We start from the raw sequence: 18,381 nt of genomic DNA, 5'->3' as shown, positions 1-18,381 counted from the left end.
ACCGCAACTTGCCGGGCGGCGAAATCAGGCTGAAACGGTTAAGGTTTCCGCCGCGGGCAGCGCGAGGCGCATCACGTCGCGGGCAATCATCAGCTCTTCATTAGTATTAATGACCGCCACTTTGACCAGCGCATGCTCGGCCTGGATAAAGGTGGCGTTGTGCTGGTTTTTCTCTTCATCGACCGACAGCCCGAGGAAATTCAGGTTATGGCAGATGGCGCTCCTGGCGCGGGCCGAGTTTTCGCCGATGCCGCCGGTAAAAATTAGCGCATCAATTCCGCCCATCTGCATGATATAGCTGCCGATGGTAGCGCGAATGCGCTCGGCAAACAGCGCCAGCGCCAGCGCCGCCCGACGATTACCGCCGTCCGCCGCCTGTTCGACATCGCGATAATCGTGCGAGACGCCGGAAACCCCCAACAGGCCGGATTCGTTATTCAGCAGCTGATTCAGCTGCTCCGGCGTTTGCCCCTCATGCAGCGCCAGCCACGGTAAAATCGACGGATCGATATCGCCGCTGCGGGTGCCCATCATCACCCCGGACTGTGGCGTAAAGCCCATTGAGGTATTCACCGAACGCCCGCCTTTGATTGCGCAAACGCTGCTGCCGTTGCCGAGATGGCAGCACACCACGCGCAGGGCGCTCAGCGGCACGCCCAGCTTTTCCGCCAGCGTCGCGCTGACGTACTTATGGCTGGTGCCGTGGAAGCCGTAGCGGCGAATGCCCAGCTCGCTGTAGTAGCGCCACGGCAGCGGATAGATAAACGCGCGCTCATCCAGCGTCTGGTGAAAAGCGGTATCAAACACCGCTACCGATGGCGTATCGGGCAGCAGCTGGCGGAAGACTTTGATTCCCAGGGCGTTAACCGGGTTATGCAGCGGAGCCAGTTCGGCCAGACGCTCGATTTCCGCTAAGCTTTCATCGGTTACCGGCGTCGAATCTTTAAAGCGCTCGCCGCCGTGCGCCACGCGGTGGCCGACGCCGTCAATATCCTGCAAACTCTCAATAATGCGGTAGCCGAGGAGCTTTTCCAGCAGCAGCGTGACGGCTTCGCGATGATCGGCGATCGGCGCCGACTCCTGCCATTTCTGCGCCGGCGTTTTGAGGGTCACCTGAGCGTTTGCCATGCCGATACGTTCAATCAATCCCTGGCAGAGCGTCTCGCCCTGCGGCATCTCCAGCAGCTGGAATTTTAACGATGAGCTGCCGGCGTTAATGGCCATTATTTTGTAAGACATAAGGGTTCCTTCGAATTCAGAAAATCCAGCACCGCGTCGAGACCCGAATTGTTCAACGCGCTGGTAACAAAAATCTGCCCGGCGCCAGCCTGCGTAAGCCACTCCGCGATGAGCGATATCCGCTGAGGGTCGGCGAGGTCGGCTTTGGTGACCAGGCCAATCGTCGGGCGATTCATCGGGGCGGTAAACCCCGGAGAAAACGGCGACCACTGGGCGTCGGCATTCAGTACCAGCGCGATAACATCAGCCTCGCAGGCGCTGGTCAGCAGGGCGCTATACAGGCAGCGGTTCTCCAGATATTCCCCCGGCGTATCGATGGCCATCGGCGACCATTCAATGGCCTGGGTTTTCTTATAATGGAGCGCTTCGCCGCGCAGGCCCTGGGTTAGCGAGGTCTTGCCGCACTGACTCGGGCCGATAAACATCAGACGCTTCATCGCGCTACGTCCGGGTTATTGAGCAGGTAGTAAACTGCATCATCTCGCCCAGGGTGCGCGTCACCTGCTTGAGGGCATATTCCACGGCGGAAACGTCGCCGGTCAGCACCACGGCGCCGGTAAAACGGTCGAGAAAACCGATCTCCACCGCGCCGGATTTGGTGGCGATATCGCAGGCGATAATCGACGCCTCGCTGGGGGTAATGGTGAGGATGCCAATGGCGGAAACCGCATCCTGCAGACCGAGCTTCTTAAAGAGATCTTTCCCTGGGTTGGCAATCAGGTGCGCGAGGGTGACCTGTTTCCCCGGCACGTACTCCTGAATCATGCGATCCGTTGTCGGCTGTCTTTCCATTATCCCTCCACCATCTGTCGCCACATCGCTTCATGCGGGCGCGGGATCACCGAACGATAAACCAGCAGCCCTTTTTCGCCCGCGCTTTCGCTGGCGACCGTAACCGCGTTATTGACGTCGGAAACGTCGCCCGCCACCACCATGTAGCATTTACCGCCGATGCCGAAGGCCATATGCACCCGCACCAGGGTGACGTTTGAGCCTTTTACCGCCCGATCGGCGGCGCTGATGCAGGCCGCAACGCTCCAGGTTTCAACGATGCCGACCGCCTGGCGCTTGTCCACGCTGTTCAGGCCGCTGATGGCCGGCAGTACGCTGGGGTGAATATTCGCCAGCACCAGGCTGTCGACGAGCATTTCGCCGGCCTGCGACGCGCCGGTTTCAATGGCCTGTTGGATAGCGCCGATATCCCCGCCGAGCATCAGCAAAAACTTACCCGGACAGATAGTCTTGCTGACCAGCAGATTGACGTTGGCGCTTTTCAGCATCGCATCGCCGAGCTCCATTCCTTTGGCAATGCTGGTGAGTTCTAAAATTCCTATAGCCTGAGACATGGTTAACCTCTTACCACCGTGATGGCCTGTTCGCTGATGGCCGCAACCACGCCGTCGATGCTGGCGTGAATCGGCGCGCCTAACGCGCCTGCCGGGATATCGGCAACGCATTGCCCGCGCGTGACGCTTTCTCCCACTGCAACGTTGGCTACCGCGCTGGCGCCGATATGCTGGCGCAGCGGCAACGTTACGGTTTCGACCGCCGGTTCGTCTTCCACCAGCGGCGCCTCCTGATACCAGGGGCTTAGCCCCAGTTTGGCGATCAGCCGCTTCACCGGCACCAGGCGATACTTCGCCATCTCATCGGCCGGATAGAGCGGCCCTTCGTAGCGCTGGTTTTGCGCCCGCAGCTCGCGTTTCAGCATCCGGTTGATGCGCATCGGCGAGATCCCCACCGGGCAGGCCACGCTTTCGCAGACGTTGCATTCCGAGCAGGTGAGGGCGCTCAGCAGCAACTGCGGCGTGGCGGCCTGGTGAAAGTTCACCGCCCGCACCAGCAGGTGCGGAGAGAGTTCGTGGCCGATCAGATGTCGCGGGCAGAGATCGGTACACAGTCGGCACTGCTCGCAGACGGTGCGGGCGACGGAAAGTACCGTGCGCTCATCCTGCATCCGCCGCTGAATAAGCGGATGGCTTTTCGGCAGCACCAGCAGGCCGCCGGTGGTTTTGGTCACCGGATTATCGAGAGAGGTAATCAGCCCGCCCATCATCGGGCCGCCGTTAATAAAACCGGGGTCGTCGACCGTCGCGCCGCCCGCCAATGCCAGCACTTCGCGCAGCGGCATGCCGATAGGAACGGTGACGGTCAGCGGCCTGGCGACTGCGCCGTTAACGGTCAGCGTTCGGCGGGTGACCGGAAACTGCTGTTCGACCGCGCGGGCAATGTTAAGGACCGTTTGTACGTTATTGACCACCACGCCAACGCTGGCCGGCAGCGCGGCGGGCGCGACTCTGCGGCCGGTCGCCATCCAGATAGTCAGCACCTCATCGCCCGCCGGATAGACATCCGGCAGAATATGCAGGCGGATACCGGCAGGCAGCAGCGGGGTGAGGGCGTCGATAGCCCGGCGGTACTTCTCTTTCAGGGCGATCACCCCTTCGCGCGCGCCGGTTGCCGTCATTGCGTACTGCACGCCGCGGACAAGGCGCGAAGCCTGCTGCCACATCAGCTGCTGGTCGACCTTGAGCATCGGTTCGCACTCGGCGGCGTTGACCAGGAAAATTTCTACCTGCGCCTGTAGCTTCACGTGGGCGGGAAATCCCGCGCCCCCCGCGCCGACCACGCCCGCCGCGCGAACGCGCTCGCGGATGTCATCGGCGCTCAGGGCCATTTCAACAGCGTTGACGGCGCGACTCATAGCAGTTCCTCCAGCAGTTCCCGAATCTCCTCGGCGCTGGCCGGGCGAGGATTGGTGCGTAGCGTGACGTCAGCCAGCGCGGCCTGCACCATGGCCGGAATACGCGCGGAAAACGCGGTTCGTCCTTCTTTCAGCGCCACCGCCAGCGAAGGCAGCGCGCAGCGTTGCTTGAGTCGTTCGATTTGCTGGATCAGGGCATTGATCGCCGTGACGTCGTTGGCCTCTGCCGGGCAAAATCCACAGGCTTTGGCCAACCGCGCGTAGCGTTTGCCAGCACGGGGAACAGCGGCGTTAAAGCGGATAACCGTGGTTAACAGCAGCGCGTTGGCCAGGCCGTGCGGCAGATGAAACTGTCCGCCAAGCTGGTGCGCGATGGCGTGGTTAAGCCCCAGCCCCGCCTGGCTGAACGCCATGCCGGCGAGCGTCGAGGCGTTGTGCATTTTCCCGCGCGTCGCCACGCAGTCGCCTTTTTCCACCGCCGTGGGCAGATACTGAAACACCAGTTTGGCGGCTTTTTCCGCCAGCGCGTCGGTAAAGTCGCTGGCGTGCGGAGAGACCCACGCCTCCAGCGCGTGAGTTAACACGTCCATGCCGGTGTTGGCCGTAATCTGCGGCGGCACGCTGACCACCAGTTCCGGGTCAAGGATCGCCATATCCGGGTACAGCGCGTTGTTGAACAGCGGGTACTTGATGCCTTTATCCGGGTCGCTAATCACGCAGGCGCTGGTCACTTCTGAACCGGTACCGCTGGTGGTCGGTATCGCCACGCAGGTTTCGATGCTGATGCCGCTCTGCTGGCTGAACCAGACGATAGCTTTCGCCGCATCCATTGCCGATCCGCCGCCGAAGCCGATGACCACCTGCGGTTGCAGGGCCTGCATTTGCGCAATGCCCTGTACCACGGTGTGGATAGTGGGGTCCGGGGTTATCTCGCTAAAGACGCTAATGCGGTTATCTGCGGGCAACGCGTTGCGCAGGGTCTCCAGCAGCGGCGAGCGCGCAAGAAAGCCATCGCAGATAATCCAGATGTGCTTGTTGGTAAAGCGCTTGAGCGCCGCCAGGCTACCCTGACCGCTGTACAACCGCGTTTGTAGTGAGAAAGTCTTCATCGCCACCTCGGTTAGCGAATGGAAAAGCCGTTGGTCAGCACGCAGCGACGGGAACGGGCAAACGTGCGCGCCGAGGTTGTTCCTTCTCCGGTTGGCGTGGCAATAGTAAAGGTGGTAAAGCCTTCTCCACCGACGCCGATCCCGGCATAAGAGGGGCCGTTCTTAACGAATATCGAGGTTTGCAGAGTGCGGGCCGCGAGGTTCAGGCGCGAGACGTTTTGCGAGTGCATAATGGCGGTATGGTGCAGGCCTTCTTCAACCTTCAGCGCCAGCGCCAGCGCGCTATCGAAATCGCTGACTTTGACCACCGGCAGCATCGGCATCAGCTGTTCGCTGGTGACCCACGGATCGTCAGCGTTGACGATAGCGATCAGCAGGCGCGGCGCTTTCGCCGGAACGGCGATCCCGGCGGCTTCCAGCATCGCCGACGGGCTTTTGCCGACCAGCTTCTTATTGGCCAGGCCTTCAGGCAGGCAGGCGGCGCGGAGTTTATCGGTATCGGCCGGGCTCAGCAGCAGCGCGCCGAAGGCTTGCATTTGTTGCACCAGACGTTCGGCGACGCTCTCCACCACAATCAGGCTCTTCTCGGCAATGCAGGGCAGGTTGTAATCGAACGAGGCGCCGTTGATGATATCCTCCGCCGCTTTGACCAGATCCGCCGTTTCATCGACGATGCAGGGCGGGTTGCCCGCGCCGGCGCCAATCACTTTTTTACCGCTCTTCATGCCCATTGCCACAATGCCGGGGCCGCCGGTAATAGCGAGGACCGCAATGCGCGGATGGGCCATCATCTGCTGGGTGGCTTCAAACGTCGGTTCCGCCACGGTGACCACCAGGTTGCGAATGCCGCAGCAGCGGAAGGCAATCTCTTCAATCAGGCTGATGAGCTTGAGTGAGACCTTTTTCGCCCCCGGATGCGGGCTGAAGTAGACGCTGTTGCCCGCCGCCAGCATGCTGATGCTGTTGTTGATGATGGTCTCCGTTGGGTTGGTGCTCGGCGCGACCGACCCGATTACGCCAAACGGCGAATATTCAAACAGCACCATTCCGCCGTCGCCGGTCAGCGCGGTGGTGGTGAGATCTTCCACGCCGGGGGTGTTGTCCAGCGCAGCCTTGTTTTTCAGGTATTTGTCTTCTTTGTTGCCCATGCCCGTTTCATTGGCGCTCTCTTCCGCCAGCGCGGCCAGCAGCGGCGTCAGCTCCTGGCGCATTGCGCTGATGATGGCGCTGCGGGTTTTCAGCGGGCACTGCTGATAACGTAAGAACGCCTGGTGCGCAGCGTCGATAGCCTCGCTGACGGACTGAAATATCCCTTTGCCCTGCGGCTGCTCCGGCGTTTGCGCCGGGGTTAACTGTTCGCTAAGAATGGTGCGAATAAGGGTTTCGAGTTCAGAAGTATTCATTGATGAGTTCCCACGTTAATGGCCGCGATGGCGGTCCGTGCTATGTCCATGTCCTGCTCAACGCTGCCGCCGCTGATGCCAAGACCCCCGATTAATAAGCCGTCGCGCCACAGGGCGTAACCGCCGCCAAAGGTGACCACTTTTCCCTGCAAATGCGTTTCGAGGCCATAAAGCGCGGCGCCCGGCTGAACCACATCGTTCAGCTCATGGGTCGCCGTTTTCATCGCCACCGCGGTCCAGGCCTTTTTCGGCGCCAGTTCGCTGCTGACCAGCAGGGCGTCCGGCATCCGCCAGGTCACGGTTTCGGTGCCGTGGGCGTCAACGATGCTGATCACCACCGGCACCTGTAGCTGCTGCGCGCGCTCGACGGCGGCGCGGGTGAGCTGGTGTAGATCGTGGAATGAGAGGGCCACGGGCGTCGTCTCCTTGCTGCGGCTCGGCTGGCTGGCGGCCAGATAGCGCCGGCTTATTTCACGGATAAGGTTGTTCTGGTGCGCGTCGCTATCTTCGGCGCGGGCCAGGGCGTACAGGCAGTCTGATAAGCGATTGATGTAGCGCATCAGCACCTGGCGCACGTTGACTTCCGCCGCCAGCTCCACCAGGCGGCGTTCGGCCCGGCGGGCCAGCGTGCGGGCAAAATGCAGGCGGCTCGCGGCTTCGCAGCGGCCGGGTAAAATAAAGCTGTGCAGCGGTTCAACGCGGGCCATGGCCCGATCGATGGCGGCTTCCAGGGCGGAAATCTCTTCGCTGCTGATGTAGCGCTGTTTAGGCGACGGCCGTTCGCTGTCGCTGGCCAGCTCGGCGCTAAACCAGAAAATTTGCTGCTGGATGGCCTCGAGCAGGGCGCGGTGGTTTTCATCCGCGGCGGCGCAGGCGCACAGGCTCAGCGCGGCGTTCAGCTCGTCCAGCGTGCCGTAGGCTTCAACCCGCGGGTGGGTTTTGCTCACCCGCTGGCCGGTAAAGAGTGAGGTGGTGCCAGCGTCACCCGTTCGGGTATAAATCGCCATAGTCGCTCCTTAACGTGAAAGCGTATCGACAATGCCGACAACGGCGAGGTCGATGGCCTCGTTTGGCCCGGAAAAAACGTGCCTGGCGCTGGAGCCGCCGCTGAGCAGAACCAGCTCGCCGACGCCTGCGCCGACGGAGTCCACGGCGACTTCATCGCCGGAGGTGGGCGAGGCGGGAAGTTCGCCATCGGCGCTGACCCGCCGCACCAACAGAAGCTTTTTCCCGACCAGGGAAGGCGATTTTTGCGTGGAGACAACCGCGCCCGTGACTCGTGCCAGATGCATGATTTACTCCTGCTTAATTAATTGAATATTCCGCGCGCGCGCCGCGTCGCGCGCCAGGGCGGTCACGAGGCATTTGCGCTGAATAACCAGATGCCCCTGACCCAGCGGCGCGACGTCGCGATAGCTGAGCACCGAACCTGCGTGCAGAACCAGCGGCAGCCCGCGTTCATCGGCAAAGGTCAGCGGCAGGCGAGCCAGTTTTTTAACCGGGATAACCGGCAGCAGCTGGCCGTGCAGGGTGAGCTGCACGCGGATGCCGAAAGCCAGCGCGTCGTGAATGTTGCTGGCGGCGGCATCGTCGGTGTCCGCCTCCGCCAACTGGTTCAGCAGCGGCAGGTCGACGAGCAGAACGCGCAGCGACGCGTGCTGGCAGAACAGACTCCGGCAGTCGGCATCACGTAGCTGCGCCACGCTCAACGTCGCCGTGCTTTCGGCGCGCCGCTGCAGTCGGGAGACGATCGTCTCCACAATGCGCTGCAGAAGTTCGCCGTTCATCGCGGGCCTACCAGCCGGGCAAAGGCCTGCGGGCTATCGGCTCCAGCGGCGTTAGCCTCATCGGTATCAATGTGCATTTCGAGGCGCATGTCCGGCGAAACGCGAACCGCCACGTTGTTGAAGATCAGCCCGCGATCGTCGCCTTCAATGGCCACCGACACTCTGTCGCCGTGGGCGACCCGCAGGATCAGCGCATCGAGCGGCGACATATGAATATGCCGTTGTGCGACGATAACCCCTGACGTCAGCTCCAGCTCGCCAAAAGGGCTGACCAGGCGGATGCCCGGCGTGCCCTTCAGGTTGCCGGACATTCTCAGCGGCGCCGCAACGCCCAGGGTTCTGGCATCGGTACGCGAGATTTCCACCTGGCTTACCGAGCGCAGTGGGCCGAGCAGGCGTACATTTTTCAGCTGCCCCTTCGGCCCCACCAGAGTGACGGTTTGCTCCGCGGCGTACTGTCCCGGCTGCAGCAGCGCTTTTTTCTCGCTGATGGGATGGCCGGGGAACAGGCGTTCGTAATCCGCCGCGGACAGATGGATATGACGATTTGAAACCCCCAGCGGGATGGGCCGCAGGCGCATCTCGTCGAGAACTTTACTGACCGTTGATTCCAGAAGCTGTTTATCCATTACGCCTCACCTCGCTTGCCGGGATGAATGCAAAGCGAGCGCGGCTCGCCTTTCTGGCGCGGACATTTCGGGTCCAGACACAGGTTGCAGCTAACCAGCCCCTGTTCCTGCGGGAGCTCTTCTGCTGGCGCTTCAGAAACGACATCCGCCGTTTCTGACTCTTCAGGCTCAGGTTGCATGACGGAGAGCGGGGGCGTCTGCGCGCGCAGGATCCCTTCTCCTGGCCTGGCGATGACTTTGTGGGCCACCAGGCCGTTTCGCTGTTCGGCAAACTGCGCACCGGTGGTGATAGCCGCCTGCACGGAGGCCACATCACCGGTAATTTTAATCACCGTCCAGCCTGAACCATTGGTCTTTTCGAGGGCGACCAGCGTGATAGAAGCGGATTTCGCCATGATATCGGCGCAGCTGATAGCCAGTGCCAGACCACAAACTTCAAGTAATCCCAGTGATTGCTTCACGCGGTGCTCCTTATTCGCCATCAATCAGGCTGATTTCGGTAAAATGGCCTCAACGTCGCTGTGCGGACGCGGGATCACGTGGCAGGATTTCACTTCACCCACCACGCTTGCCGCCGCGCTGCCCGCGTCCACCGCCGCTTTAACCGCGCCGACGTCGCCGCGAACCATCACGGTCACCAGACCCGAGCCAATTTTTTCGTAGCCAACCAGCTGCACGTTGGCGGATTTCACCATGGCGTCGGCGGCTTCAATAGCGCCCACCAACCCTTTTGTTTCAACCAGTCCCAGTGCGTTATTCATTCTGCCGTTCTCCTGTTGCTTAGCGATTCAGATCCCGGAAAGGGATCCCTTTGACCAGCCGTGCCGCGTTATTTCCGGTGTTACGATGGGCCTGACTGTCCTGATGATGCATCAGCGTAAAAAGCGGCGCCGATGCGGGTAAATTCTTGTAGTGCACGACCAGCGTATGGCGGTCGCAGGCGATGCCCACCAGCAGCGGCGAGCTGCGCGCCGCCTGCCAGGCGCTGTCCACGACTTCTCCGGCCGGATGATGCTGGAGCAGGAAAGGGATGCCTTCCTCTTCAATGCCCAGCAGCACTTCGCGCCACAGGCCGTCGCAGCCGGCGATGGCGGTAATGACGATGGCCGGGGCGCTGTGATTACTGTCCATGCGCGAACTCCTTGTGCCAGGAGAGAATCAGCCCGGTGGCCACCGCGTTTCTCGGGCCTTCGCTGCCGCGAATATTTCCGCGCCCGGCAACCAGGCGGTAGTGCGCCAGCGCATCGGTGACCAGCTGCGGGACTTCGAAATCCAGCGACGAACCGCCCACCAGCACCACGAACGGAATATCGCGAATGTTGCCGGTGGGGCTGACCTGACGCAGCGCGCGCAGGGCGTTGGTGACAAAGACCCGCTCTTTGGCGCTACGGCGAATGGCACGCACTTTTTCCAGCGCTAAGTCGCCGGGCAGCGGCACCAGTTCGTCCGGCTTTACCACACAGACGCGGGCGAAGACGGCCGGGGGCAGCGGCGTAGAGAAAAACTGCACGCTGCCGTCCTCGTGGCGCAAATGGAACAGGCTTTCCACCTTAGCCAGCGGGAACTTCTTGATCTCTTCCGCCAGATAGCGGTCCTCCAGCCCCAGCTCACGGGCAATGATCATCGTCACCATATCGCCTGCTCCGGCGAGGTGGGTGGCGATGATTTCGCCTTTAGGGTTGATGATGGAGGCATCGGTGGAGCCCGCGCCGAGGTCGAGGATCGCCAGCGGTCGGGTGGTGCCCGGCGTGGTCAGCGCGCCCAGGATGGCGGCTTCGGCCTCGGCGCCGCCGATCTGCACGTCGATATTGAGCTTCTGCTCAATCTCGCGGGCGATCATCGCCATCTGCAGGCGATCCGATTTCACCATCGAGGCGATGCCGACGGCCTGCTCCAGCGAGAACTCCCCAGCCAGTCCGCCTGTGACGCTCACCGGTACCGAGGTATCGACGGCCAGCAGATCCTGAATGAAAATCTCGCTGCTCGGCTTGTTGGTCAGCTCGGCCATGGTCTGGCGCACGTGCTCCAGCATGCCGCCTATATTGGTGCCGGACTCACCGGTGACGTTATCGAGCCTGCCGCAGCCGTCGACCGCTTTCATGATGGCCTCGGCGCCGGCGGCGACATCCACGCGCACGCTGCGCCCCTGGGCCAGCAGCGCCAGGTTACCGGCGGGGATCGCCCGCGCTTTAACGTCGCCGGATGGCGTTTTGACCACCACGGCGGAACGATTGCCAATCAGCGCCCGGGCCATCGGGACGATGTTTTTGGTCTCCTCGGCGTTGAGGTTGAATACGGTGGCGATACCGTAAGGGTTGGAGAGGGTTTCGATAACCTTCCCCGGGACGGCGACCTCAATCGCCGCCAGCATTCCCAGCGGAATGCGGTCGATGTACAGCACTTCGTCAACGATCGGCAGCGGTTTTTCCAGCCGGTTGCTGACCAGCACGCCATCGTCGCGTTGCAAAATGACGCCGGTAATCTGATACCCGGCGCGCAGGGAGGCGTTGATAACGTTCGCGATATCGGCAAAATCGAAGGCCGATGACACCACCAGGATATAGGGGGCCTCCGCCGGGCGGGTTAACAGCTCCTGCGGCGTAATAGTGATGCCAACGCCAAGCCCCACGCCGCCGGGCGTTTTCGGGTTATGGCCGATCATAGTCGATTCGGTGATGATGGTTTCGGTAATGGTTTCCATCGCCACATCGCCAATCACCGGCGTGGCTTCGTTAATGCGAATGAGCGAAATATCGCCGACGCCGATCCCGGCGCGCTTTGCCACGAGGGCAAGCGCTTCCTGGATCCCGAACACGTTACGCAACGTGCCTTTGATCCCGGAGGTTTCCGCTAGCGCGCTATGCGTAATCGTCAGCGCGCCAGCCTCATCCAGAGTCGCCAGGGCGACTTCCGTCGATGAGTTGCCGATATCAATGCCAGCTATATATCGCATCACCGCCCCCTGTAGTTAATCGTCGCCTTTGAGTTTTTTACGCTCGACGTACAGCGTTGCCGCTTCGCGAACGAAAGCTGCGCAAATCTTCGCCTGATAGCGGCTTTCGAGATCGTCGGCGATAGCGAGCAGCTCCTCTTTCGTTGAACGGTAGGGGCGAAGGGCGTTGTAGATTTCAAGAATGCGATCGTCCGGTACCGCGGTCAGCTCGGCGGCGCGTTCGAAGTTCATCGCCAGCCGGTCGCGGCCCGCGTCTTTGGCGATCGACGCCTGTAAGCGCAGGGTTTCCGGGGTAATACGCATATCCTGAGCGGTGACTTTATTGCTCAGCACGTTTTCCAGCGTAAAGTCGTCCAGCGTTTTATTGGTGGCGGTTTTCACCCATTCCGGGTGCTTGTTCGCCAGCGGGTAGTCGCTGACCCTGGCGCTACGGGATGCGCCGCCAGCCGCCGGAGCCGCCGCTGGCGCCTCGCCCTGCAGGCTGTTCATGCGGCTCAATACGTCGCGAACCATCGATTCAATTGCGTCGGTATTCATGGAGTTATCCTTTATCAAAGCGCCACGCGCAGTTCCTGCGGGTTTTTACCCGTCACCACGTATTTGGTCTCTTTAATGTGCAAAATGGCCGATTTCGCCTGGTACTTCGGCCGCGCCATCTGGTCATTCAGCGTCGGGACCGGCTGCGGCGATTCGCGTTTCGCATAGCGGGCGGCGTTCTTACCAATCTGACGGTAGGTGTCCAGGGTCAGCAGCGGCGCCTGTGGGAACAGCTCCAGGTTGGAGAGCGGCGGCAGCCCCTGCTGGTGGATAACCGTGGTGCCTTTCGACTGGATGCCGATAGAGATGCCGGAGCCGCTCAGGCGATTGCCCTCAACGGCGACGAAGGCCACGTCGGAGGATTTAAAGCAGCGAATCACGCGCGCTTTAATGCCTTCTTCTTCAATACCGGCAATCACTTCGCGCAGAATGCTTTTGTGCGGGATGCCGACGATATTGACGGTCTGCGCCAGGCCGAACGCCGGGCCGACGGCGATAATCACTTCGTCCTGCTGGGTTCCCTGACGCGCTTCGCCCACTTCGGTCAGGAAACCGTCGCCAGCAGGCGCAGCGGAGGCCGCCGGCGCATTAAACGAGACCGGTTTATCGCTGCCCTTCATTTCGCTAAGCACGTCTTCAATTATCTGGCGCAGCAATTTTTCATTAATTTCCATTTCTCACCCCTTAATCAATCTCGTTGGGATCAAGAGCGCCAGGGATGTTTTTAATCTCTTCCCAGCGTTCGCCCTGCAGGCGATAGCCCGTTGCCGGACCGGCATAATCGTTAATGTCGTTGACGGCTGACAGCACCTGTCCGTCGCCGACGATAATCGCGGAGGTATGCAGATAGTCCCCGGTCAGCTTGGCCTTCTGGATGTTGAGCATGTCCTGGGCCACGTCGGTAAACCCGCCCTGCGCCAGCGCTTTCACCACTTCCAGACCGTTGCGGTTTTGATTGATGATTTCCTGGGCGAACTTGATGTCTTCGACGATATTGCGCTCCGGCATATCTTTCGAACCGTGGGCGTAGGTCGCGGCTTCAACTTCTTCATCGGTAATCGGCGGCAGCCCCATTCCGGCAAACACGGCCTGCAGCGCGCGGGCGGCTTTGTTACGGATGGCGATGACGTCCTCTTCACGCACCGGACGCAGACCGCCGTCCACCTTCAGGTCGCGCTGGATAACGTTGTAGTCGTCAAAGTCTTCGGCATCTTCGTTGGAGCCAGCGAACATGTTGTCGTAGTTCGGCACCGCGGAATAACCGGAAGAGATGAAGTCGGTTCCCGGCAGGAACTGCATCAGCAGACGCGCGGTGCGACGCATATCGGAGTGGGTAAAGGTCTGGTCGTTACTGGAGGCGCATTCCAGATCCAGCGACGAGCAGATCAGGTTTTCCGCCAGCACCGCGCGAATGCCTGACGGCACCGCGGACGGCACGCCGATGCAGCTTACCGAGCCGTTTTGCAGCCCCTGAACGCCGGCGGCTTTGGTGATGTAGATGCAGCGCGCTTCCAGATAAAGCATGGATTTGCCTTCGGCGTAGCCCATCTGCACTTCCGAGCCGGAGCCGGAGGTGAAGCGCATTTTCAGGCCGCGAGAGGCGTAGGACGAGGCCAGGAAGCCCTTCGACCACGGCGTGTCGTCGCCATCGGTAAAGACCGGCTCGGTGCCGTAGACGGAGATGGTTTCGGCGTAGCAGGTATGGCCCAGCATGCCGAGCTTCAGCTCGGTGGCTTCTTCCAGCGAGCACTGAGTCAGCACGCCCGGACGGCCTACCTGCGAGCCCACCAGCAGCGCGATGGCGTTGAACGGCGCATAGCGCGCTACCGCAACGGTGGTTTCCTGTTCGTCAAATCCGCGCCATGCGCCTTCGGCGGCGTCGGCGGCAATTTGTACCGGGTTATCTTTGACGTTGGTGACGTGGGCCTGCTGGGACGGGGTGCGGCGGGCGCGCATTTTCTGCATCGCCATCATCATCTCGACCACGTTCATATGCGAAACCACTTCGACGATTTTCGCCGGCGTCATCGCGGTGGTCAGCGGGACGATTTCGCTGCGTTTGACGTTCGGATCGCACAGCATATTGGCCAGCTTGACCGAATCCATCGCCATCACTTCTTCAGCGCGGTTCAGATTGATGCCGTAGCGGGCGATAAAGTGGTCGATCAGGTCGAATTCGCTTACCGGTTTCCCGTCCAGCTCGGTTACCGCGCCGTTAACGATTTTAATCGACGGTTTCGGGTCGTTCGGGCTTTCCATTGCGATAAAGCCTTCTTCGATCCACTCCTTAACGAAGCCGTCCTGATTCACAGGGCGTTTCGCCAGTGCTTCAAATCTTTTCGATCTCATGAATCAGCCTCGTGGGTATCAGATGTAGGACGGGCGATCGTTTTTCGGTTCAGCACCGAGGGTCGCAAGAACGGTTTTGCCGATTTCGCGCGCCGAGATGACCGCCTGGCGGACCGCGCCGGAGTCGCCGGAAATCACCAGAATGGCTTCGTTACTGAAGCTGGTGCCGTGCGCCGGGGAGCTATAGGCCACGACTTCAACGTTGGCTGACTTCAGCGCGGTATCGGCCATCAGCACGCCAACGGAGGCCGGAGCGCCAACGATGATGCCGCAGGCGCGGCCAATCGGCGCGCCGAACGCTTTTTCCAGGGCGTAGCTGGCGCGAGCGGTGTACTGCAGCTCGATATGCCCGGCTTCGTTGCCGTAAACATCGCCGAAGGTGCGGTCGAGCTCTTTCAGCGCGACTTCGATACCGCGCTTAACGTCGGAAACGTCGTTGCCGCCTAAAATAATCAGCGAACCGTGGCCCGCGCCGCCTTTGGTATCGCGCGGAAGCTCAATGCTGACCACTTCGGTGTTGGTGGCCTTCACCGCTTCATCCGCCGCCATAATGTGCGGGCCAGCGCCGGTGCGGGCGCCGAGAATGCCGATGGAGCGATAGCGTTTTTCCAGCTTCATCGCGTCCAGCAGGGCGGTATCGACGTTGGCGATCACCAGGCCCAGGGTGTCGCCAATGGCGGTCCCGACAAATTCCGTTAAACTGCAGCTTTTTTCTGCCATAGCCGTCTCTCGTATTGGATGGTTTTCAGTAGGGATGGCCTGTTGTTCCGGCGTTGCCACACGGGCAATCACCTGAGCCATGATCTGTTCAACCAGCTCATTGCTGCTCATTGGCTAATTCCCTTCGGTAAGATTTTTTCTACATCGGTGTGAGGGCGTGGGATGACGTGTACGGCTTTCACTTCTCCCACGTTACGTGCGGCGGCGGCACCGGCATCGGTGGCCGCTTTTACCGCGCCAACGTCGCCGCGCACGATGACGGTGACCAGCCCGGAGCCAATCTTTTCATAGCCCACTAACATCACATTGGCTGACTTCACCATTGCATCAGCGGCCTCTATGGCTGCGGTTAAGCCTTTGGTTTCTACCATTCCTAGTGCTTCTTGTTGCATAAAGACCTCACATGGAGTGTTCCGATAGTTGGGACTATAAGAAGATGCGAGGAAAAAGAATGGCTGACTTGAATTTGATGATGAAAAAATAGTGGGTGTTGGATAATATAAAATTGTCGTTTATAAATTTAATATGATGATTTTATTATCTATTTTTATTTTATTTTATGTGATTATCTTGTTTTGTATATTCCATATTTACAAATTTGTTCATGACGGATTAAATTTTATCTGCTATGCGAGGAAAACGAATTTGTGATGTTTGTTGGAAAAAGAGGAGTTGGTTTTAGCAATATTTTTGCATGCCAAAGGGACCGGTTAATTACAGAATCTACGCGTCAGCGTAGCTTTCCCGGCTTATTCCATGACAATAATTTGTTATTGATGCCCGAATTTTCCGGGGCCGCCGTCGGCAGGTTGCCAACAATTTGTGGAGCGGAGTTCATATAGTGATGCTCGTTGTACTCTACTGCCAGCAGGAGGTTGGCTGGTCAGGACACGAACTCTGCTAAGAAGGTGTCACCATGAATGATTCGTTAAAAGCGCAATGTACCGCCGAGTTTCTGGGCACCGGGCTATTTTTGTTTTTCGGCATCGGCTGCCTGAGCGCGTTGAAAGTGGCGGGCGCGAGCCTCGGGCTATGGGAAATATGCATTATCTGGGGGCTGGGGATCTCGCTTGCCGTCTATCTGACGTCGGGAATATCCGGCGGCCATCTCAACCCGGCGGTGACCGTGGCTTTATGGCTATTTGCCTGCTTTCCCGGACGTAAAGTTTTCCCCTATATCGTTTCACAGGTCGCAGGCGCCTTTGGCGGCGCGGTGCTGGCCTATGTGCTGTACAGCACTATGTTTACCGAGTTTGAATCCGCCCACCATATCGCTCGCGGCAGCGTAGAGAGCCTGCAGTTGGCGAGTATTTTCAGCACCTACCCGGCGGCGTCGCTGAGCATCTGGCACGCGGCGCTGGTTGAAGTGGTGATCACCTCCATGCTGATGGGGATGATTATGGCGCTGACCGACGACGGCAACGGCGTACCGAAAGGGCCGCTGGCCCCGCTGCTGATCGGCCTGCTGGTGGCGGTGATTGGCGCCTCAACCGGGCCGCTGACCGGCTTCGCGATGAATCCGGCGCGTGATTTTGGACCGAAGCTGTTTACTTGGATGGCGGGCTGGGGCGATATCGCGATGACCGGCGGAAGGGATATTCCGTATTTTATCGTACCGATTATTGCGCCGCTGATCGGCGCCTGCCTCGGCGCGGCGATCTATCGTTATCTGATCGGGAATAACTTACCGTGTAATACCTGTAAATTAGAGGATTAATGTATCGGCTGAAATAGCTAAAAAATTTCATGAACCGGTATCACGAACTGGCCAAAAACGTCTCCCACGGATGGGAGACTTTTGCTATCGTAATATTCTTTTATCGTTGGCGGTAAATGATGATGAAAGGAAGTGAATATTAAAGAAATGTTTTATTTATAACAAAAAATTAACTGAGAGGTTTTATCATGATTTCTGCGAGCACACTGAACTCAGAACTCATTAATAAAATCGCACAGGATTTTGCGCAGGCCACCAGTCTGGCGGTTGTGGTTGTCAATATTCACGGTGATGAAATATCCGAACTGTTTAATTTCACCCCTTTCTGCCAGCTGATGCGCCAGCATCCCCAGCACAGCACCCGCTGCCGAATGAGCGACCGCTGCGGCGGCCTCGAGGCCTCGAAAACCGATGCGCTCTGTATCTACCGCTGCCACGCCGGGTTAACCGATTTTTCCATTCCGCTGGTTATCGCCGGACACCTTGTGGGCTTCGTGCTTTGTGGCCAGGTGCGCTTAAGCAATGACGTTGAGCTGGTGGATATCCTCAACGTCGACGACCGCTGGCAGGCTGACCCCGAGCTGCTTAAAGCGTTCCGCGACGTGCCGGAGATGGACTACTCAAGAGTGATTGCCTCCGCGGATTTACTGAAGCTGATCGTCGAGAACTGCCTGAAAAAGCAGCTTAATTTTGTAGTGATTAAAGACAATCCGCAGCAGCCTGAACCCGCGCGCGCCAGCCGGGCGGTGAGTCCTCACGACAGTAAAATGAAGAAGGCGCTGCGCTACATTGACGCCCATTTATCCGACGAGCTGCGCCTGGAAGACGTCGCCGCCCACGTTTATCTCAGCCCCTACTATTTCAGTAAGCTGTTCAAAAAATATCAGGGAATCGGCTTTAACGCGTGGGTGAACCATCAGCGGATGGTGAGCGCCAAAGAGCTGCTTTGCCACAGCGACTGGAGCATCGCCAGCATCGCGCGAAATTTAGGATTTTCGCAAACCAGCTATTTTTGCAAAGTTTTTCGCCAGGCTTATCAGGTGACTCCGCAGGCCTATCGCCAGCAAATTAACGCCAGATCACAAACTGAGTCAATTTAAATGACAATATTTTGTTATTGCCGATTTTTGATATGTCCGCGTATCTGGCTCATTATAAAATGAAAATATCTCATTCAGAGCAATAAATTGTCATAGCGCAACAAAATAATAATGAGTGAGCGATAAGCTGCACC

General features: G+C 59.3%; 22 protein-coding genes. 2 read left to right on the top strand and 20 right to left on the bottom strand.

Annotated features, from left to right (window positions below):
- Positions 1-24: 24 nt before the first annotated feature.
- Genes KOSB73_RS23285 through pduA form a run of 20 tightly spaced genes read right to left on the bottom strand, consistent with a single transcriptional unit; the run spans position 25 to position 15,822 of the window.
- Positions 25-1,239 carry an acetate/propionate family kinase gene (locus KOSB73_RS23285; RefSeq protein WP_004133637.1) on the bottom strand — a complete coding sequence of 405 codons (1,215 nt, stop codon included), beginning with the start codon at positions 1,237-1,239 and terminating at the stop codon, positions 25-27.
- On the bottom strand, positions 1,224-1,676 hold the full coding sequence (gene pduV / locus KOSB73_RS23280) for a propanediol utilization protein PduV (RefSeq protein WP_004133638.1): 453 nt from the start codon (positions 1,674-1,676) through the stop codon (positions 1,224-1,226). Before pduV ends, KOSB73_RS23285 begins: the two co-directional genes overlap by 16 nt.
- 4 nt (positions 1,677-1,680) lie before the next feature.
- A complete protein-coding gene (gene pduU, locus KOSB73_RS23275; RefSeq protein WP_000441103.1) occupies positions 1,681-2,031 on the bottom strand; it encodes a propanediol utilization microcompartment protein PduU in 351 nt (116 codons plus the stop codon).
- On the bottom strand, positions 2,031-2,585 hold the full coding sequence (pduT, locus tag KOSB73_RS23270) for a propanediol utilization microcompartment protein PduT (RefSeq protein WP_004124543.1): 555 nt from the start codon (positions 2,583-2,585) through the stop codon (positions 2,031-2,033). Before pduT ends, pduU begins: the two co-directional genes overlap by 1 nt.
- 2 nt (positions 2,586-2,587) lie before the next feature.
- Entirely contained in the window at positions 2,588-3,943 is a 1,356-nt protein-coding gene (gene pduS, locus KOSB73_RS23265) for a cobalamin reductase PduS (RefSeq protein ID WP_064343163.1), read from the bottom strand.
- The gene (gene pduQ / locus KOSB73_RS23260; RefSeq protein WP_024358540.1) at positions 3,940-5,052 is read right to left on the bottom strand and encodes a 1-propanol dehydrogenase PduQ; all 1,113 of its coding nucleotides are present in this window, start codon (positions 5,050-5,052) and stop codon (positions 3,940-3,942) included. The genes pduS and pduQ overlap by 4 nt, the downstream gene beginning before the upstream one ends.
- An 11-nt stretch (positions 5,053-5,063) precedes the next feature.
- Positions 5,064-6,455 carry a CoA-acylating propionaldehyde dehydrogenase PduP gene (gene pduP / locus KOSB73_RS23255; RefSeq protein WP_004133639.1) on the bottom strand — a complete coding sequence of 464 codons (1,392 nt, stop codon included), beginning with the start codon at positions 6,453-6,455 and terminating at the stop codon, positions 5,064-5,066.
- Positions 6,452-7,462, bottom strand: a complete 1,011-nt coding sequence (gene pduO / locus KOSB73_RS23250; protein ID WP_064343162.1) for a two-domain cob(I)yrinic acid a,c-diamide adenosyltransferase PduO — start codon at positions 7,460-7,462, stop codon at positions 6,452-6,454. Before pduO ends, pduP begins: the two co-directional genes overlap by 4 nt.
- A 9-nt stretch (positions 7,463-7,471) precedes the next feature.
- Positions 7,472-7,747: a propanediol utilization microcompartment protein PduN gene (pduN, locus tag KOSB73_RS23245; RefSeq protein WP_004133641.1), complete on the bottom strand. Its 276-nt coding sequence runs from the start codon at positions 7,745-7,747 to the stop codon at positions 7,472-7,474.
- 3 nt (positions 7,748-7,750) lie between these two features.
- Entirely contained in the window at positions 7,751-8,242 is a 492-nt protein-coding gene (pduM, locus tag KOSB73_RS23240) for a microcompartment protein PduM (RefSeq protein WP_064410863.1), read from the bottom strand.
- Complete coding sequence (locus KOSB73_RS23235; RefSeq protein WP_049090121.1) at positions 8,239-8,871, bottom strand: phosphate propanoyltransferase; 633 nt, start codon at positions 8,869-8,871, stop codon at positions 8,239-8,241. Before KOSB73_RS23235 ends, pduM begins: the two co-directional genes overlap by 4 nt.
- Entirely contained in the window at positions 8,871-9,353 is a 483-nt protein-coding gene (locus KOSB73_RS23230) for a BMC domain-containing protein (RefSeq protein ID WP_098141055.1), read from the bottom strand. Before KOSB73_RS23230 ends, KOSB73_RS23235 begins: the two co-directional genes overlap by 1 nt.
- A 3-nt stretch (positions 9,354-9,356) precedes the next feature.
- On the bottom strand, positions 9,357-9,632 hold the full coding sequence (pduJ, locus tag KOSB73_RS23225) for a propanediol utilization microcompartment protein PduJ (RefSeq protein WP_001057755.1): 276 nt from the start codon (positions 9,630-9,632) through the stop codon (positions 9,357-9,359).
- 19 nt (positions 9,633-9,651) lie between these two features.
- Positions 9,652-10,002: a propanediol dehydratase reactivase beta subunit PduH gene (gene pduH / locus KOSB73_RS23220; protein WP_029669736.1), complete on the bottom strand. Its 351-nt coding sequence runs from the start codon at positions 10,000-10,002 to the stop codon at positions 9,652-9,654.
- Positions 9,992-11,824 carry a propanediol dehydratase reactivase alpha subunit PduG gene (pduG, locus tag KOSB73_RS23215; RefSeq protein ID WP_049087289.1) on the bottom strand — a complete coding sequence of 611 codons (1,833 nt, stop codon included), beginning with the start codon at positions 11,822-11,824 and terminating at the stop codon, positions 9,992-9,994. The genes pduH and pduG overlap by 11 nt, the downstream gene beginning before the upstream one ends.
- 15 nt (positions 11,825-11,839) lie before the next feature.
- Positions 11,840-12,361 (bottom strand): propanediol dehydratase small subunit PduE, encoded by a 522-nt coding sequence (gene pduE, locus KOSB73_RS23210; RefSeq protein WP_004133648.1) that lies wholly within the window; start codon positions 12,359-12,361, stop codon positions 11,840-11,842.
- A 14-nt stretch (positions 12,362-12,375) separates the two neighbouring features.
- Positions 12,376-13,035 carry a propanediol dehydratase medium subunit PduD gene (gene pduD / locus KOSB73_RS23205; protein ID WP_004124509.1) on the bottom strand — a complete coding sequence of 220 codons (660 nt, stop codon included), beginning with the start codon at positions 13,033-13,035 and terminating at the stop codon, positions 12,376-12,378.
- 10 nt (positions 13,036-13,045) lie between these two features.
- Positions 13,046-14,710, bottom strand: coding sequence for a propanediol dehydratase large subunit PduC (gene pduC / locus KOSB73_RS23200; protein WP_024358534.1), 1,665 nt, complete (start codon positions 14,708-14,710; stop codon positions 13,046-13,048).
- Positions 14,711-14,728: 18 nt separating this feature from the next.
- Positions 14,729-15,541 carry a propanediol utilization microcompartment protein PduB gene (pduB, locus tag KOSB73_RS23195; RefSeq protein ID WP_004133650.1) on the bottom strand — a complete coding sequence of 271 codons (813 nt, stop codon included), beginning with the start codon at positions 15,539-15,541 and terminating at the stop codon, positions 14,729-14,731.
- Positions 15,538-15,822 (bottom strand): propanediol utilization microcompartment protein PduA, encoded by a 285-nt coding sequence (gene pduA, locus KOSB73_RS23190; protein WP_001183618.1) that lies wholly within the window; start codon positions 15,820-15,822, stop codon positions 15,538-15,540. Before pduA ends, pduB begins: the two co-directional genes overlap by 4 nt.
- Before the next feature lie 524 nt (positions 15,823-16,346).
- Between pduA and pduF the strand changes: the two genes are divergently transcribed.
- Positions 16,347-17,147: a propanediol diffusion facilitator PduF gene (gene pduF, locus KOSB73_RS23185; protein ID WP_004105118.1), complete on the top strand. Its 801-nt coding sequence runs from the start codon at positions 16,347-16,349 to the stop codon at positions 17,145-17,147.
- 188 nt (positions 17,148-17,335) lie between these two features.
- A complete protein-coding gene (gene pocR / locus KOSB73_RS23180; protein ID WP_004133653.1) occupies positions 17,336-18,247 on the top strand; it encodes a transcriptional regulator PocR in 912 nt (303 codons plus the stop codon).
- Positions 18,248-18,381 lie beyond the last annotated feature (134 nt).

This window comes from Klebsiella grimontii (assembly GCF_900200035.1).
Lineage (GTDB): Bacteria > Pseudomonadota > Gammaproteobacteria > Enterobacterales > Enterobacteriaceae > Klebsiella > Klebsiella grimontii.
Note: the sequence above shows the minus strand (reverse complement) of the source record. Positions and strands in the feature narration are given on the sequence as shown.

What these genes read in the sequence shown, in the direction of transcription:
- pduU (WP_000441103.1), bottom strand. Translation starts at nt 2,031, where the DNA reads ATGGAAAGACAGCCGACAACGGATCGCATGATTCAGGAGTACGTGCCG.
- pduB (WP_004133650.1), bottom strand. Translation starts at nt 15,541, where the DNA reads ATGAGCAGCAATGAGCTGGTTGAACAGATCATGGCTCAGGTGATTGCC.
- pduP (WP_004133639.1), bottom strand. Translation starts at nt 6,455, where the DNA reads ATGAATACTTCTGAACTCGAAACCCTTATTCGCACCATTCTTAGCGAA.
- pduE (WP_004133648.1), bottom strand. Translation starts at nt 12,361, where the DNA reads ATGAATACCGACGCAATTGAATCGATGGTTCGCGACGTATTGAGCCGC.
- pduJ (WP_001057755.1), bottom strand. Translation starts at nt 9,632, where the DNA reads ATGAATAACGCACTGGGACTGGTTGAAACAAAAGGGTTGGTGGGCGCT.
- KOSB73_RS23235 (WP_049090121.1), bottom strand. Translation starts at nt 8,871, where the DNA reads ATGGATAAACAGCTTCTGGAATCAACGGTCAGTAAAGTTCTCGACGAG.
- pduM (WP_064410863.1), bottom strand. Translation starts at nt 8,242, where the DNA reads ATGAACGGCGAACTTCTGCAGCGCATTGTGGAGACGATCGTCTCCCGA.
- KOSB73_RS23285 (WP_004133637.1), bottom strand. Translation starts at nt 1,239, where the DNA reads ATGTCTTACAAAATAATGGCCATTAACGCCGGCAGCTCATCGTTAAAA.
- pduN (WP_004133641.1), bottom strand. Translation starts at nt 7,747, where the DNA reads ATGCATCTGGCACGAGTCACGGGCGCGGTTGTCTCCACGCAAAAATCG.
- pduC (WP_024358534.1), bottom strand. Translation starts at nt 14,710, where the DNA reads ATGAGATCGAAAAGATTTGAAGCACTGGCGAAACGCCCTGTGAATCAG.
- pduH (WP_029669736.1), bottom strand. Translation starts at nt 10,002, where the DNA reads ATGGACAGTAATCACAGCGCCCCGGCCATCGTCATTACCGCCATCGCC.
- KOSB73_RS23230 (WP_098141055.1), bottom strand. Translation starts at nt 9,353, where the DNA reads ATGGCGAATAAGGAGCACCGCGTGAAGCAATCACTGGGATTACTTGAA.
- pduO (WP_064343162.1), bottom strand. Translation starts at nt 7,462, where the DNA reads ATGGCGATTTATACCCGAACGGGTGACGCTGGCACCACCTCACTCTTT.
- pduA (WP_001183618.1), bottom strand. Translation starts at nt 15,822, where the DNA reads ATGCAACAAGAAGCACTAGGAATGGTAGAAACCAAAGGCTTAACCGCA.
- pduQ (WP_024358540.1), bottom strand. Translation starts at nt 5,052, where the DNA reads ATGAAGACTTTCTCACTACAAACGCGGTTGTACAGCGGTCAGGGTAGC.
- pduG (WP_049087289.1), bottom strand. Translation starts at nt 11,824, where the DNA reads ATGCGATATATAGCTGGCATTGATATCGGCAACTCATCGACGGAAGTC.
- pduS (WP_064343163.1), bottom strand. Translation starts at nt 3,943, where the DNA reads ATGAGTCGCGCCGTCAACGCTGTTGAAATGGCCCTGAGCGCCGATGAC.
- pduV (WP_004133638.1), bottom strand. Translation starts at nt 1,676, where the DNA reads ATGAAGCGTCTGATGTTTATCGGCCCGAGTCAGTGCGGCAAGACCTCG.
- pduT (WP_004124543.1), bottom strand. Translation starts at nt 2,585, where the DNA reads ATGTCTCAGGCTATAGGAATTTTAGAACTCACCAGCATTGCCAAAGGA.
- pocR (WP_004133653.1), top strand. Translation starts at nt 17,336, where the DNA reads ATGATTTCTGCGAGCACACTGAACTCAGAACTCATTAATAAAATCGCA.
- pduF (WP_004105118.1), top strand. Translation starts at nt 16,347, where the DNA reads ATGAATGATTCGTTAAAAGCGCAATGTACCGCCGAGTTTCTGGGCACC.
- pduD (WP_004124509.1), bottom strand. Translation starts at nt 13,035, where the DNA reads ATGGAAATTAATGAAAAATTGCTGCGCCAGATAATTGAAGACGTGCTT.